This window comes from Kitasatospora sp. NPDC056800, from assembly GCF_042789775.1.
GTDB lineage: Bacteria > Actinomycetota > Actinomycetes > Streptomycetales > Streptomycetaceae > Kitasatospora.
This window is the reverse complement of record NZ_JBHUAL010000012.1, coordinates 1-16,499: the sequence shown is the minus strand read 5'-3', so window position 1 is coordinate 16,499 and position 16,499 is coordinate 1. Positions and strand designations below refer to the sequence as shown.

Genomic DNA, 16,499 nt, shown 5'->3' with positions numbered 1-16,499 from the left:
GCGTTCCACCTCGGGGTGCTCGGGCTGTGGGTACTCGGTCTGGGCAGCGCTCGGGCGGCCCGCGGGAGGGTCGGCGGTACGGTCATTCGATGCCGAACTCCTTGCCCAGGAGGTCGAAGACCTCGTCGTCGTCCGCGGCGGCGAGGCGCTCGGAGACGTCCTGGCCGGCGGCGGTGCCGGCGCCGTTGCCGCCGCCGGTGGCGGGGCCGCCGGCGCGGCGCTGGAGTCGTTGCCACTTGGCGCTCAGTGCGGCGAGCTGCGCCGCGACGGCCTCCTCGTCCCCGTCCGTCCCGTCGCCGTCCTCGCCGAGCCGGTCCAGCAGGCCCGACAACGAGGCCTCCAGCCGGTCGAGTTGGGTGCGTACGGAGTCCGGGCCGGCGCCGAGCTCGCGCAGCAGGTGCGCGGCGAGGGCGGCGGACGTCGGGTACTCGAAGACGACGGTGGAGGGCAGGGTGACGCCGGTGGCGGCGGCGAGCCGGTCGCGCAGTTCGATGGCGGTCAGGGAGTCGAAGCCGAGGTCCCGGAAGGCGCGTTCGGCGTCGATGTCGGCGGTGCTCCCGTGCGACAGCACCAGGGCCGCCTGGGCGCGCACCAGGTCCGTCACCGCGGCCGGCCGGCGGGCGGCGGGCAGGGCGAGGACGGTGCGGGCGAACTCGGGTGCCGTGCCGCCGTCGGCCGGGCCGGCCGGTTCGGCCGCCGGGGCGGCCGCTTCCGGCAGGTCGGCGAGGAGCGGGCTCGGGCGGTGCAGGGTGAAGGCGGGCGCGAAGGTCCGCCAGTCCACGTCGGCGATGGTGACGAGCGCGTCGCGTCCGTCCATGGCCTGGCCGAGCGCCCGGACGGCGGTGCCCGGGTCCAGGACGCCCAGGCCGTGCCGGACGGAGGACCGGGCGCCGGCGCCGCCGTCGGCCCAGGGGCCCCAGGCGACCGAGGTGGCGACCTGTCCGCGGGCCCGGCGCTGCTCGGCGAGGGCGTCGACGAAGGCGCTGCCCGTGGCGTAGCCGGGCACCAGGGCGCTGCCCCAGGTCGCGGCGACGGAGGAGAACAGGACGAAGTCGTCCAGGTCGAGGTCGGCGGTCAGTTCGTCGAGCCAGCGGGCGCCGGCCGACCGGGCGCCGGCGACGTCGGCGAGTTCCCGTGCCGTGGTGTCGGCGACGGCGGTGGCCTGTCCGGCGCCGACGGCGTGCACGACGCCGCGCAGGGCGGGGCCGCCGTCGGCGGTGATCTGCCCTAGCAGGCCGCCGAGTTCGGCGCGCCGGGTGGTGTCGCAGGCGGCGATGGACAGGGCGGCGCCGGAGGCGGCGACGTCGGCGGCGAGCCGGGCGACGTCGGCGGTCAGCGGTTCGCCGGCGGCGAGGACGACGCGTTCGGCGCCGCGCCCGGCGAGCCAGCGGCCGACCTCGGCGCCGATGGCGCCGGTGCCGCCGGTGACCAGGACGGTGCCGCGCCCGGGCCGGGGGGTGGCGGCGGCCGCGGCGGCGCGGACCAGGCGGCGGGCCAGGATGCCCTGCGGGCGCAGGGCCGTCTGGTCCTCGGCGACGGCGCCGGACAGCAGGGCGGCGAGCCGGGTGCCGGTGCGGTCGTCCCAGGCGCCGGCGGGCGGCAGGTCGACCAGTCCGCCCCAGTGCCCGGGGTGTTCGAGGCCGGCGACCCGGCCCAGTCCCCAGACCTGGGCCTGGGCGGGGCTGCCGCTCTCGCCGGGGCCGGTGGCCACGGCGCCGGAGGTGAGCACCCACAGCGGGGTGCCGGGGGCGCCGGCGCCGAGCTGCTGGATGAGGTCGAGGGTGGCGGCCACGCCCCGGGTCATGGTCGGGTGCCCCTGGTCCGGGGACTCGTCCAGGGCGAGCAGGGAGACCACGCCGGCGGGCGCCGGGTGGGCGGCGAGAGCGGTGCGGTCGGCGTCCGGCAGGGTGCGGACGTCGGTGGCGCCGTGCTCGGCCAGGGCGCGGGCGACCTTCCGGGCGGTCTCCGGGTCGGCGGCCGCGCCGACCAGCAGCCAGCTGCCGGTCAGTTGCGGGGGCGCGGGGTGCTCGGCGGTCCGGGTCCAGGTGATCCGGTAGCGCAGGCCGGTCAGCGCGTCGTCGGGCGCGGGGGCGGCGGGCCGGGCCGGTTCGGGCCAGTAGCGGCTGCGCTGGAAGGCGTAGGTGGGCAGGTCGACGAGGGTGCCGGGGCCGTGCACGGCCGCCCAGTCGACGGGTGCGCCGGCCACGTAGGCGGTGGCGAGCGAGGTGAGCAGGCGGCGGGCGCCGCCGTCCTGGCGCCGCAGCGTGCCGGTGACGACCGCGGCCTCGCCGAGGGTGTCCCGGACGGCGCCGGTCAGCGCGGGGTGCCCGGACACCTCGACGAACACCCGGTGCCCGCTGTCGCCGAGGGTCCGTACGGCCCGTTCGAACTCGACGGTGCCGCGCAGGCTCGCGTACCAGTAGTGGGCGTCCAGCTCCCGGCCGTCCTGCCACTGCCCGGTGTACGCGGAGACCAGCGGGACGTCGGCCGCGCGGGGCTCGATGCCGGCGAGCGCGGCGAGGATCTCCTCGCGCAGCTCCTCCACCTGGGGGCTGTGCGAGGCGTAGGCGATCGGGACGCGGGTGGTGCGGCAGGTGGGCGGGCAGGCGGCGGCGAACTCGTCGAGCGCGTCGGGGTCGCCGGAGACCACGCAGGAGCGGGGGCCGTTGACGGTGGCGAGCGCGAGCCGTCCCTCGAAGCCGGCGAGCCGTTCGCGCACCGTGTCGGCGGGCTCGGCGACGGAGAGCAGGCCGCCGCGTCCGTCCAGGGTGCGCAGGGCCCGGCTGCGCAGGGCGGCGACCTTCGCGCCGTCCTCCAGGGTGAGGGCGCCGGCGACGGTCGCCGCGGCGATCTCGCCCAGGGAGTGGCCGACGACCGCGTCCGGGGAGACCCCGGCGGCCTGCCAGACGGCCGCCAGCGCCACCGAGACCGCCCAGACGGCGGGTTGGAGCACGTCGGCGGCGAGGAAGTCGTGCTCGCCGGCCAGGACATCCGCGAGGTCCCAGTCGACGTACGGGCTCAGGGCCCGCGCGCACTCGTCCAGCCGGTCGCGGAAGACCGGTGAGACCTCGGCGAGTTCGCGGCCCATGCCGATCCACTGGCTGCCGTGGCCGGGGAAGACGAACACGGTGCGGCCGGTGCCGCCGGGCGCGACGGAGCCGGTGACGGCGTCGGGCGAGGACTGTCCGGTGGCCACCGCCGCGGCGGCGGGCAGCAGTTCGGCGTGGTCGGCGCCCAGCAGCACGGCGCGGTGGTCGTGCGGCGGGCGGGTGGTGGCGAGCGACCAGGCCACGTCGCCGACCGGCAGGTCGGGGCGGGCCAGCGCGGACTCGCGCAGCCGGCCCGCCTGGGCGGCGAGGGCGCGCGGGTCGCGGGCGCCGACCGGCCAGGCGACCGGTCCACCGGTCAGCACCGGGGCGGGGCCGGCGTCCGGCGTCACGGGCGCGGGCCGGGCGGGGGCCTCCTCGATGATGACGTGGGCGTTGGTGCCGCTGACGCCGAAGCTGGAGACGCCGGCCCGGCGGGGCCGCTCGCCGTCCGGCGCCCAGGCGACGGGCCGGTGCAGCAGGGCGACGTGCCCGGCGGTCCAGTCGACGTGCGGGGTCGGGGTGTCGGCGTGCAGGGTGCGCGGCAGCTGTCCGTGCCGCAGGGCCAGGACGATCTTCATGATCCCGGCGACGCCGGCGGCGGCCTGGGTGTGGCCGATGTTGGACTTCACCGAGCCCAGCCACAGCGGCCGGTCGGCGGGCCGGTCCTGGCCGTAGGTGGCGAGCAGGGCCTGGGCCTCGATCGGGTCGCCGAGTTCGGTGCCGGTGCCGTGCGCCTCGACGGCGTCCACGTCGGCGGCGGTGAGGCCGGCGCCGGCCAGCGCGGCGCGGATCACCCGCTGCTGGGAGGGGCCGCTGGGGGCGGTGAGCCCGTTGGAGGCGCCGTCCTGGTTGACGGCGCTGCCGCGGACCACGCCGAGCACCTGGTGGCCGTTGCGGTGGGCGTCGGAGAGCCGTTCGACCGCGAGGACGCCGACGCCCTCGGCCATGCCCATGCCGTCGGCGCCCTCGCCGAAGGCCTTGCACCGGCCGTCGGCGGCCAGGCCGCGCTGCTGGGAGAAGCCGACCAGGTCGCGCGGGGTGGGCATCACGGTGACGCCGCCGACCAGGGCGAGGTCGCACTCGCCGGCCCGCAGCGCCTGGGCGGCGGAGTGCAGGGCGACCAGCGAGGAGGAGCAGGCCGTGTCGACGGTGAACGCCGGGCCCTCCAGGCCGAGGAGGTAGGAGACCCGGCCGGACAGCACGCTGGTGGCGGTGCCGATCATGGCCTGGCCCTCCAGGCGGTGGTCGGCGTGGCCGGCGGCGCGGGCGGTGAGGTGGTCGTAGCCGGAGCCGAAGCCGCCGACGAACACACCGGTACGGCTGCCACGCAGGCCGGTGGGGTCGATGCCGCCGCGTTCCAGGGTCTCCCAGACGACCTCCAGCAGCAGGCGCTGCTGCGGGTCCATGGTGACCGCCTCGCGCGGGCTGACGCCGAAGAAGGCGGCGTCGAACTCGGCGGCCTCGTGCAGGAACCCGCCCTCGCGGGCGTAGAAGGTGCCGGGCCGTTCGGCGGTGGGGTCGTAGAGGGCGGCGAGGTCCCAGCCCCGGTCGGTGGGCAGGCCGGTGACGGCGTCCTGTCCGGCATCGAGCAGCTGCCACAGCTGCTCGGGGGTGTGGATGCCGCCGGGCAGGCGGCAGCCCATGGCGACGATCGCGACCGGGTCGGCGAGCGGGTCCGGGCCGGTGGCGCGCGGTGCGGCCGGGGCGGCGGTGTCCGCGCCGTCGCCGACCAGCCGGGTGCGCAGGTGCGCGGCGAGCACCTGCGGGTCCGGGTAGTCGTACAGCAGGGTGGCGGGCAGCGGCAGGCCAGCGGCGGTGCTGAGCCGGTTGCGCAGTTCGACGGAGGTGAGGGAGTCCAGGCCGAGTTCGCTGAAGGCGCGGCCGGGCTCGACGTCGGCGGCCGAGGCGTACCCCATCACGGTGGCGGCCTCGTCCCGGACCAGGTCGCAGAGCAGCCGGTCCTGCGCCTCGGCGGAGGTCAGCGCCGACAGCCGGACGGCCAGCGGGTGCTCCGGCTCGGCGGCGCGCGGCGCCGGGTCCGCGGCGTCGGCCGCGTCGGCGGCCCGGATCTCGGGCAGGTCGCGCATCAGCGGGGCGCGGCGCAGCTGTTCGGGGCCGCGGGCGGTGGCCATCGCGGCGAAGTCGACGGCCATCAGCGACAGTACGGCCAGCCGGGGGTCGGGGTCCTCGACGGCGGCGGCGAGGGCGCGGACCGCGTCCTCGGGCTCCATCAGGACCTCCCACTTGTTGCGGGCGAGCCGCCGGCGGGCGCCTTCGCTGGCCTGGCCGACGCCGCCGCCCGCCCACGGGCCCCAGGCCAGCGAGGTGGCGGGCAGGCCGCGGGCGCGGCGCTGCTCGGCGAGGGCGTCCAGGTAGGCGTTGGCGGCGGCGTAGTTGCCCTGGCCGCCGTTGCCGAAGGTGGCGGAGATGGAGGAGCAGAGGACGAAGGCGTCGAGGTCCAGGTGGGCGGTCAGCTCGTCGAGGTGGGCGGCTCCGCCGGCCTTGCCGTCGAAGGTGCGGGCCAGGCGGGCGGCGTCCAGGCGGTCCAGGACGCCGTCGTCCAGGGCGCCGGCGGCGTGCAGCACGGTGGACAGGGCCGGTCCGGTGGCGGCGACGCGGTCGAGCACGGCGGCGAGCGCGGGGCGTTCGGCGGTGTCGCAGGCGAGGACGTCCACGGCGGCGCCGGCGGCGGCGAGTTCGGCGGCGAGCGCGGCGGTGCCGGCGGCGGCGGGGCCGGAGCGGCTGGTGAGGACGAGGCGGCGGGCGCCGCACTCGCGGGCGAGCCAGCGGGCGGCGTGGCCGCCGATGTGGCCGGTGCCGCCGGTGACGAGGACGGTGCCGCGGGGGGCGAGCGGCCGTCGGTCGGCGGGGCGGGGCGGCCTGGGGGCGTGGGCGAGGCGGCGGGGCCGCAGGCCGTCGGCGCGCAGCGCGACCTCGTTCTCGTCGCGGGCGGCGAGGACGGCGGCCAGGCGGGCGGCGGCCCGCTCGTCCCACTGCCCGGGCAGGTCGACCAACCCGCCCCAGCGGTCGGGGTGTTCGGCGGCGACGGTGCGGCCCAGGGCCCAGACGGGGGCCTGCTGCGGGTCGGCGGCGCCGGTGCCGGGGTCGGTGGTGACGGCGCCGGCGGTCAGCAGCCACAGCGGGGCGGGGACGGCGGCGTCGCCGAGGGCCTGGACCAGGGCCAGGGTGGCGGCGAGGCCGCGGGCCACGGCGGGGTGGGCGGCGAGCGGGGCGGTGTCGAGGGCGAGCAGGGAGAGCACGCCGGCGGGCCGGGCGCCGTCCAGTGCGGCGGTGAGCCGGCGCGCGTAGTCGGCGCGGTCGGCCTCGGCGGTGTCCAGCTCGACGGTGACGGTCCGGGCGCCGCGCTCGGCGAGGGCCGCGGCGCAGGGGTGGACGGGGTGTCCGGCGGGGGTGAGCACCAGCCAGGTGCCGGTGAGCAGCGCGGGGGCGGGCTCGGGGGCGTGGGCCCACTCGGCGAGGAAGCGCCAGTCGTCGGTGGGGTCGGCGGCCGGGCCGTGGGCGGCGGGGGCGGCCGCGGCCGGGCGGGCCGGCGGCCAGAAGCGGCGGTGCTGGAAGGCGTAGGTCGGCAGTTCGACGCGCCGCGCGGCGTCCCGGACGTCGGCGGGGGCGGGCAGCACGGCGGTCCAGTCGACGGGCAGGCCGTGGACGTAGGCGGTGCCGATCGAGCGCAGCAGCCGGTCGGCGCCGTCGTCGTCGCGGCGCAGCGTGTCGATCACCAGCGGGTCGGGCAGGTCGGTGCGGGCGGCCAGCGTCTCCTGGACGGCGGGCAGCAGCACCGGGTGGGCGGAGACCTCGACGAAGGTGCGGTGGCCGGTGGCGGCGAGGGCTTCGACGGCCTCGGCGAAGCGGACGGTCTGCCGGACGTTGGCGTACCAGTACCGCGGCCCCAGCTCCTCGCCGTCCACCAGCCGTCCGTGGACGGTGGAGAACAGCGGGACGGCGGCGGGGCGCGGCCGGATGTCGGCCAGCAGCCGCGGCAGGGTCTCCGCCAGCGGCTCGCACAGCCGGGAGTGCGCCACGAAGTCGGTGACGGGCACGCGCCAGCGCATCGCCTTGCGCTTGCGCAGCACGCGTTCGAACTCGACGAGCGCGTCGGGTTCGCCGGAGACGACGGTCGTGGCGGGGGCGTTGACGGCCGCGACGGCGAGCCGGTCGCCGAAGGGTTCCAGGAGTTCGCGCACCAGCTCGACGGGCAGCACCACGGAGAGCATGCCGCCCTCGACGCCGAGGCCGGTCAGCGCGGCGGCGCGGACGGCGACGATCCGGGCGGCGTCCTCCAGGGTGAGCGCGCCGGCGACGGTGGCGGCGGCGATCTCGCCCTGGGAGTGGCCCACCACCGCGTCGGGGACGACGCCGGCCGCCTCCCAGACGGCGGCGAGCGAGACCATCACGGCCCAGAGCAGCGGCTGCATGACGGCGGCGCCGTCGGGCGCGGGGGCGTCGGGCTCGCCCGCGAGCACGGCGTGCGGGTCCCAGTCGACGTACGGGCGCAGGGCCCGCGCGCACTCGGCGAACCGGGCGGCGAACACCGGCGACTGCGCGGACAGCCGTCGGCCCATGCCCTCCCACTGGCTGCCCTGGCCGGGGAAGACGAACACCCTCCGGTCCTCGCGGGCGGCGCTCTCGCCGGTGAGGGCGTGCTCGGTGTCCTGGCCGGTCATCAGGGCGGCCAGGCCCCGGCCGAGTCCGGCGGGGTCGGCGCCGACGACGACGGCACGGTGCTCGAAGGGGCTGCGGGTGGTGGCGAGCGCCCGGGCCACGGCGGCGGGCGGCGGGGTGTCGGCGGCGAGGGCGTACGCGTGCAGGCGGCCGGCCTGCGCGGCCAGGGCGTCCCGGCCGCGGGCGCTGACCGGCCAGGCGGTGACGTCCGTACCGGCGGCGAGCAGCGGCGGTCCGGCCGGGGCGGCCGGGTCGTCCTGCGGCGGGTCGGCGGGGGCGGGGAGGTGTTCGGGGGCCTGTTCGATGAGGACGTGCACGTTGGTGCCGCTCATGCCGAACGCGGAGACGCCGGCGCGGCGCGGCGCGTCCTGCGGGGTCGTCCAGGGCCGCTGCTCGGTCAGCAGCCGTACGGCGCCGGACTCCCAGTCGATCTCCCGGGACGGCTCGTCCGCGTGCAGGGTGCGCGGCAGCGTGCCGTGCCGCATGCCGAGGACCATCTTGACGAGGCCCGCGAGGCCGGCGGCGGTCTGGGTGTGGCCGATGTTGGACTTGGCGGAGCCGAGCCACAGCGGCCGGTCGGCGGGGCGGTCCCGGCCGTAGGTGGCCAGCAGGGCGTGGGCCTCGACGGGGTCGCCGAGGGGGGTGCCGGTGCCGTGCGCCTCGACCGCGTCGATCTGGTCGGGGGTGAGGCCCGAGGCGTCCAGGGCGGCGCGGATCACGCGCTGCTGGGAGAGTCCGCTGGGGGCGGTGAGGCCGTTGGAGGCGCCGTCCTGGTTGATGGCGGTGCCCCGTACGACGGCCAGCACGGGGTGGCCGAGGCGCCGTGCGTCGGAGAGCCGTTCGACGGCGATGGTCGCGGCGCCCTCGGACAGGCCCATGCCGTCGGCTCCGGCGGCGAAGGGCTTGCAGCGGCCGTCGGGGGCGAGGCCGCGCTGCCGGGAGAAGCCGACCAGCTGGCTGGGGGTGGACATCACCATCACGCCGCCGACCAGGGCGAGTTCGCACTCGCCCGCGCGCAGCGCCCGGCCGGCCAGGTGCAGGGCGACCAGGCCGGAGGAGCAGGCGGTGTCGATGGTGAGGGCGGGGCCCTCCAGGCCGAGGGCGTAGGCGACGCGGCCGGAGATGATGCTGCTGGAGTGGCCGGTGACGAGGTACCCCTCGGCGGCCGGGTCGCCGTCGGCCAGGCCGTCGCCGTAGCCGGTCAGGGTGGCGCCGGCGAAGACGCCGACGGGGGTGCCGCGCAGCGATTCGGGGGCGATGCCGGCGCGTTCGAGGGCTTCCCAGGAGGTCTCCAGCAGCAGGCGCTGCTGGGGGTCCATGGCGAGGGCCTCGCGCGGGTTGATGCCGAAGAAGGCGGCGTCGAAGTCGGGGGCGTCGTGCAGGAAGCCGCCGCGGTGGGTGACGGACTTGCCCTGGCGGGCGGGGTCGGGGTCGTAGAGGTCCGGGTCCCAGCCGCGGTCGGTGGGCAGGCCGCCGATCACGTCGGCGCCGGAGGCCAGCAGGTCCCAGTACTGGTCGGGGGTGGTGACGCCGCCGGGGAACCGGCAGCCGATGCCGACGATGGCGAGCGGCTCGTCGGGGTCGGCGGCGGCGCCGTCCCGGGCGGGCGCGGCGGCGTCGGTGCCGGCGCCGGTGCCGAGGGCCGTCGCGGCGAGGTGGGCGCCGAGCGAGGCCGGGGTGGGGTGGTCGAAGACGATCGTGGACGGCAGCCGCAGGCCGGTGGCCGTGGCCAGCCGCTTGCGCAGTTCGACGGCGGTCAGCGAGTCGAAGCCCAGGTCGCGGAAGGCGCGCTGGCCGGCGATGTCGCCCGCGTCGCGGTGGCCGAGGACGGCCGCCGCGTGGGAGCGGACCAGGTCGGTGGCCAGGCGCTCCTGCTCGGGGGTGCCGGCGGCGCCGGCCAGGGCGCGGGCGAAGTCGTTCCCGGTGGTGTCCGCGCCGTCGGCGGCGGCCGTGGGCGCCCCGGTGGCGGCCGCGCCGCCGTCGAGGGCCCGGCGGGCGGCGGGGATGCGGTCCAGCAGGGCGCTGCGGCGGGCCGCGGTGAACACCGGCGCGAAGTCGTCCCAGGCCATGTCGGCGAGGGCGAGGTAGGGGCCGGTGGCGCCGGCTCCGTCGGCGAGGAGGCGGCCGAGCACGTCCAGCGCGCGGTCCGGGTCCAGGAACCGGGTGCCCTGGCGGCGCAGCACGTCGCCGGTGATGGTGGCCGGCCCGTGCGGGCCGAAGGCGTCCGGTGCGGTCCAGTCGCGGGTGTCCCACACGCCCCAGCCGAGCGAGAGCGCGCCGGCGCCGCGTGCCGCGCGCCGCTCGGCGAGCGCGTCGAGGTGGGCGTTGGCGGCGGCGTAGGCGCCGTGCTCGGCGCTGCCCCAGGCGGCGGCGATCGACGAGAAGAGGAGGAACTCGTCGGCGTCGGTGACCAGTTCGTCGAGGTGGTCGGCGCCGGCCGCCTTGCCGGCCAGGGAGGCGGCCAGGCCCTCGGGGTCGGTGTCGTCGAGGCGGGTGAGGTGGAAGGCGTTGGCCGCGTGCAGCACGGTGGACAGCCGCGGGCCGGTGGCGGCGACGCGGTCGAGCAGGGCGGCGAGCGCGGAGCGGTCGGCGAGGTCGCAGGCGAGCACGTCGACGGCGGTGCCGGCCTCGGCGAGGGCGGCGGCGTGGGCCGCGAGCCGCGGGCCCGGCCCGGAGCGGGTGGGCAGCACGAGGCGCGCGGCGCCGCGGCCGGCCAGCCAGGCGGTCAGGTGCGGGCCGATGGAGCCGGTGGCGCCGGTGACGAGCACCGTGCCGCGCGGGGACCAGCCGCCGTCCGGCCCGGCCGGGCCGGGGGCGGTGCGGGGTGCGTGGACGAGCCGCCGGGCGAAGGCCCCGGCGCGGCGCAGCGCCAGCTGGTCCTCGGCGCCGTCGGCGAGCACGGCGGCCAGCCGGGCGGCGGCCCGCTCGTCCCACTGCTCGGGCAGGTCGACCAGTCCGCCCCAGCGGTCGGGGTGCTCCAGCGCGGCGACCCGGCCGAGCCCCCAGACCTGGGCCTGGACGGGGGCGGGCGGGGCGTCGTCGGCGGCGACCCGGACGGCGCCGCGGGTGAGCGCCCAGAGCGGGGCGTCGATCCCGGCGTCGCCGAGGGCCTGCACCAGGGCCAGGGTGGCGGCGGTGCCGTGCGGGACGGCGGCGGTTGCGGGCGGGGCAGCGGGTGCGCCGGGCAGCGGCCTGGGGTCCAGCGCGAGCAGCGACAGCACGCCGGCCGGCTTCGCGGGCGCCCCGGGGAGGGCGGCGAGCGCGGCCGTGAGCTCGGCGGCGAGCGCCTCGCGCAGCACCGCGTCGGTGCGCAGCACGACGGCCTCGGCGCCGTGCGCGGTCAGGGCCTCGACGTGCCGGGCCGGGTCGCCGTCCTCGCGGGCGACGACCAGCCAGGTCCCGGCCAGGGCGGGGGCGGTGGGGCCGAGCGGCTCCCAGGCCGTGCGGTAGCGCCAGCCGTCCTCGGCGGCGGTGACCGCCGCCTGCGGCGCGGCCTCGACCCGGCGGGGCCAGTAGCGGCCGCGCTGGAAGGCGTAGGTGGGCAGGTCGGCCCGCTCGGCGCGGGGCAGGACGGCGGTCCAGTCCACGGGCGCGCCGTGGGCGTACGCCTCGCCGAGGGAGGCGAGCAGCCGCGCGGCGCCGCCGTCGTCGCGGCGCAGCGTGCCGACGACCACGGGGTCGCGGTCCGCCAGTTCCTCGCCGACGGCCATGGCCAGCACGGGGTGCGGGGACACCTCGACGAAGGTGTCGTAGCCGTCGTCGCCGAGCGTGCGCACGGCACGGGCGAACTCGACGGTCTCGCGCAGGCTGGCGTACCAGTAGGCGGGGTCGAGCTCCGGCCCGGCGAGCCGGCGGCCGTCCATCGCGGAGACCATCGGGATCCGGGCCGTGCGGGGCTCGATCCCCTCCAGGGCGGCGGTGACGTCCTCGCGCAGCTCCTCGACGTGGGCGCTGTGCGAGGCGTAGTCCACCGGCAGGACGCGGGTGCGCACGTCGGGGTGGAGCGCGGCCAGCTCGTGCAGCGCGTCCGGGTCCCCGGCGACCACCGTGGCGGACGGGCCGTTGACGGCCGCGACCGACAGGCGCTCCCCGAACGGCTCCAGCCAGCCGCGGACGGTGTCGGCCGCGCCGTCGACGGCCATCATCCCGCCGCGCCCGGCGAGGGCGGTCAGGGTCCGGCTGCGCAGGGCGACGACCTTGGCGGCGTCCGCCAGGGACAGGCTCCCGGCGACGACGGCGGCGGCGATCTCGCCCTGGGAGTGGCCCACCACCGCGTCGGGGACGACGCCGGCCGCCTCCCAGACCGCGGCCAGCGAGACCATCACGGCCCACAGCGCGGGCTGCACGACGTCGGCGGCCTCGAAGCCGTGAAGGCCCGCCAGCACATCGTCCAACTGCCAGTCCACGTACGGCGCGAGGGCCTCGGCGCACTCGGCCAGCCGGGCCGCGAACACCGGCGAGGCCCCGGCCAGCTCGCGGCCCATCCCGACCCACTGGCTGCCCTGGCCCGGCAGGACGAAGACCGTCCGGCCGGTGCCCTCGGCGCGGGTCTGCCCGGTCACGACGTCCGCGGCGGGCTCCCCGGCGGCGAGCGCGGCCAGGCCCCCGGCCGACTCCGGGTCCAGCAGCACGGCGCGGTGCTCGAAGGCGGTCCGGGTGGTGGCGAGCGACCAGGCCACCTCGGCGGCCCGCGCCCCTGGGCGGGTGGCGAGATGGGCGGAGAGCTTGCGGGCCTGCGCGGCCAGCGCCTGCGGGGTGCGCCCGGACAGCACCCAGGCGCTCGACCCGGGCAGGACGGCCGGGGCGGCGGCCCGCGCCGGCTCCGCGGCCGGGGCCTGCGGCTCGGGCGCGTCCTCCAGCACCAGGTGGGCGTTGGTGCCGCTGATGCCGAACGCCGAGACGGCCGCGCGCCGGGGGGTGTCGTCCGCGGGCCGGGGCCAGTCCACCGGCCGCTGCAGCAGCCGCATCCGGCCGGCCGTCCAGTCGACGTACTCCGAGGGCCGCTCGGAGTGCAGGGTGCGGGGCAGCACGCCGTGCCGCAGCGCCATCACCATCTTGATCACACCGGCGACACCGGCCGCGGCCTGGGTGTGGCCGATGTTGGACTTCACCGAGCCCAGCCACAGCGGCCGGTCGTCGGCGCGGCCCGCCGCCTGCCCGTAGGTCTCCAGCAGGGCCTGGGCCTCGATCGGGTCGCCGAGCCGGGTGCCCGTCCCGTGCGCCTCCACGGCGTCCACGTCGGCCGCCGTCAGCTGGGCGTTGTCCAGGGCGGCCCGGATGACGACGCGCTGCGAGCTGCCGTTGGGCGCGGTCAGCCCGTTGGAGGCGCCGTCCTGGTTGACCGCGCTGCCGCTGATCACCGCCAGGACGGGGTGCCCGTTGCGGCGTGCGTCCGACAGCCGCTCCAGGACGACCATGCCGGCGCCCTCGCCCCAGCCCGTGCCGTCGGCGTCCGCCGAGAAGGGCTTGCAGCGGCCGTCGGCGGCCAGGCCCTGCTGGCGGGAGAACTCGCGGAACAGCACCGGGGAGGACATCAGGGTCGCGCCGCCCGCCAGGGCCAGGTCGCACTCCTCGGCGCGCAGCGCCTGCACCGCCAGGTGCAGGGCGACCAGGGAGGAGGAGCAGGCGGTGTCCACCGTCACGGCGGGGCCGACCAGGCCGAGGGTGAAGGAGATCCGGCCGGAGAGCACGCTGTTGGCGGTGCCGGTCAGCAGGTGGCCGGTGGCCTCCGCGAAGTCCAGTCCGGCGTCGCTCCCGTAGGCCGCGGCGGAGGAGTAGACGCCCGTGAACACGCCGGTGCGGGAGCCGTGCAGGGTGGCCGGATCGATGCCGGCGCGCTCGACGGCCTCCCAGGAGGTCTCCAGCAGCAGCCGCTGCTGCGGGTCCATGGCGAGCGCCTCGCGCGGGCTGATCCCGAAGAAGGCCGCGTCGAACTCGGCCGCCTCGTACAGGAAGGCGCCCTCACGGGTGGTGGAGCCCGGCAGGTCGGGCGAGTCGTAGAGCCCCGCGGTGTCCCAGCCCCGGTCGGCGGGGAAGCCGGCGACGGCATCGGCGCCGTCCGCGACCAGCCGCCACAGCGCCTCGGGGCTGTCGACGCCGCCGGCGTAGCGGCAGCCCATGCCGACGACGGCGATGGGCTCGTGCCTGAGCCGGTCCAGTTCCGTCCGGGTGCTGCGCAGTTTGGCCGTCACGACCTTGAGGTAGTCGCGAAGCTGCTGTTCGTCGGCCATGGCGGCCCTGCTCCCCCCGTAGTGAACTGCGAGTCGACGTGCTGACCGCGCGCGTGCACGACGAGCGCGGCCCTGCCACTGGAGTACGTGTTCTTCACGGTGCTGCCACCGCACCGCTCCCGCCGGGCGGGCGGGCACGCGGAAGACCGCGGCCGACCGCTCCTCGCGGCGGCCGCGCTCCTCCCCCGGTGCCCGGCGGTGCTGCGGCGCGGATCCCGCGCGGTTGCCGCGGGAACGGCGCCCGGCTCCCGCGCGGTTGCTGCTCGGCGCCCGCGCAGGAGTCGGCCTCAGTCCCCGCGGGGCGGGGACGTGCGTGCCGTCAGGAGACGGCCTCGGCCGCCTCGTTGACGGCCTCCTCGCCGCCCTCGGCCGCGGCCGGCTGGGCGGGCACGCTCAGGCCCGGGACGGACAGGTCCGGGACGGCCTTGACGGCCTCGAAGCCGGCCTCGATGGCCTCGGCGAGCGTGGCCGTGACCCCGTCCTCGAATTCGATCCGGGTGACCGGGACGTCGGCGTTCGTCGGGAGGGTGTCGTCGACGAACGCGATGTCGGCGCGGCTCGCCTCCTTCAGGGTGACCTTCTCCTGATCGTTCACTTCTCGGTTCAGGACAAGCGAGAATCGGTGCGTCATGATTGGCCGCTCCTCTGGTGGATGCGAGATTATATTTCAGGCAAGGCGCAGGAATACTGCAGGCCGACTTCGACTTTATCGGCGGTCCGACAAAGGCACAAGATCCGACCGGAATTACGGCGGGGATTAGAAATCGATTAACGCCGACGGGAAATCAGCCGGTCCGGCCGAAACCCCCCGCGAAGCCATTCCCCCCGGCCGGCGCGGCACCCTTCGGGGAAACCCCCGGCGCAATGGCGGCCCGCTTCACCGGGACGGGCTCCTCACCGCGCTCCAGCCGCCGCCGCACATCGAGCGCCGTCGCGGGCGACACCCCGGCCGTCCTGGCCAACTGGCGCAGCGAGGCCTTCGGGTTCTCCCCGAGGAGCTCCGCCACGCGCAGCCGCCCGGCCGCGCCGTTCAACGGGCGGGACTTGCCGTCCCGGCCGATCCGGAATCCGGATTCCGCCACGGATTCCGACAGGCGCCGCAGCTCGGCAACGGTTCGCGCGCCAAGGCCGGTCGACTCCGCGACCGCCCGGTCGGACAACGAGGGATGGGCCTGGAGGATCCGCAACGCCGCCTCGGCGCGCGCGGCCCGCTCCGCCGGCCGGCCGCCCCCGGAGGCCGTTTCGGATGCTCCGACCGGACCTCCCGGGCCCCGGCCGCCATCCGCACCGACCGGAGTCGGAGCGGTGCGCAGGCGCTCCCCCATGCTGAACTCCCCCTTCAGAACACGCCGACCCAAGTCCCCATCGCGCCGGTACAACACCACCCGCGGAATCACCGGCAAATTGATTAGTTCATTCGCGGAACCCGGAAGCGGGATTCAGAGCCCAATCCTTCCGCCCCTACCCCCGCCCACCCCTCCGCGGCCGACCGGTGTTCAACTGCGACGCGACATCAGTTGAACACCCGACTGGCCCCCGCTGTCCAAACACCCCCCCGGGGTTCGATCAATATCGAAGCTTTCCGTTGATCATAGGCTCGGCTGTCACGGAAACGCAACACTTTCCTGACCCACCAGTTCACGCCATTCCCTGCACTCACATCCATCACAAGAGTCACGCAAGTCACAGAAGTAACAGAAGCGGAATCCGACATGTCGGATTCCGCTTCGTGGCAGACCCGGCCACCCGGTGCCGGCGGGCGGCCGGCGCGTCAGCTCCGGACGATCCAGATCGTGCCGATGGCCACGAGCGCGGCCAGCAGGAAGAAGAGGACGATGGCGATCAGGTCCCTGTCGTCGCCCTGGTCGGGCTTTCCGGGGTGCCGCCGGCCGCGCGCGGGGAGGAGCGGTGGGCCCGCCGGTGCCGGGGCCGGCGGGGGTTGCGGTGGGGGCGGGTCCTCCGGTCGGGTCGGCACCGGGAGGGCCGGGGCCTCGGCCGGTCCTTCCACGGCCGCCTCCTCCGGCGGGGCCGGCCGGGGCGGCGGGCTCGGCGGGGGCGGGGCCGGAGGCGTGTGCGCCCGCACCGGCGCGACCGGTGGGAGTCCGTGGAGCAGCCGCTGCCAGAGCACGGGCGGCAGGTCGGGCGGGAGGCCCTCCGGGGACGGCCCGCCCGGCGGGGGCATCAGGCCGCGGAGCAGTTCGGTCTCCAGGGCGGAGCTGGAGACGAGGAGTCCCGTGAGCCAGCGGTCGAGCGCCGCGGCGTGGCGCTCCTCCCGGACGTACGGCGAGACGGCCCAGGCGAACACCCAGACGGAGCGCCGGGAGAGTTCGCCGTCGTCGGCGCGGGAGCCACCGCCCTGGTCGGGCCCCTCGCGGAAGAGGTAGAGCCGCTGGCGCAGGACCTCCGTGCAGAGTGCGGCCGCCGCCTCGGCGTTCCGGTGCCCCCGGCCCCGGTGCAGGTGACAGAGCAACTCGGTGGTCGCCCGGTAGGAGAGGTCCTC

Annotated in this window: 3 protein-coding genes and 1 pseudogene; all 4 read right to left on the bottom strand. The window is 77.6% G+C overall.

Going from position 1 to position 16,499, the window contains the following annotated elements; genetic code table 11:
* Positions 1–82: 82 nt before the first annotated feature.
* Positions 83–13,999: an SDR family NAD(P)-dependent oxidoreductase gene (locus ACFRQN_RS04770; RefSeq protein WP_380738245.1), complete on the bottom strand. Its 13,917-nt coding sequence runs from the start codon at positions 13,997–13,999 to the stop codon at positions 83–85.
* A 319-nt stretch (positions 14,000–14,318) separates the two neighbouring features.
* Positions 14,319–14,594 carry a hypothetical protein gene (locus ACFRQN_RS04765; RefSeq protein WP_198959456.1) on the bottom strand — a complete coding sequence of 92 codons (276 nt, stop codon included), beginning with the start codon at positions 14,592–14,594 and terminating at the stop codon, positions 14,319–14,321.
* Between the two features lie 190 nt (positions 14,595–14,784).
* Positions 14,785–15,324, bottom strand: coding sequence for a hypothetical protein (locus tag ACFRQN_RS04760; RefSeq protein ID WP_143204652.1), 540 nt, complete (start codon positions 15,322–15,324; stop codon positions 14,785–14,787).
* Between the two features lie 446 nt (positions 15,325–15,770).
* Positions 15,771–16,499 (bottom strand): annotated as a pseudogene (locus ACFRQN_RS04755) (hypothetical protein); the annotation flags it as partial.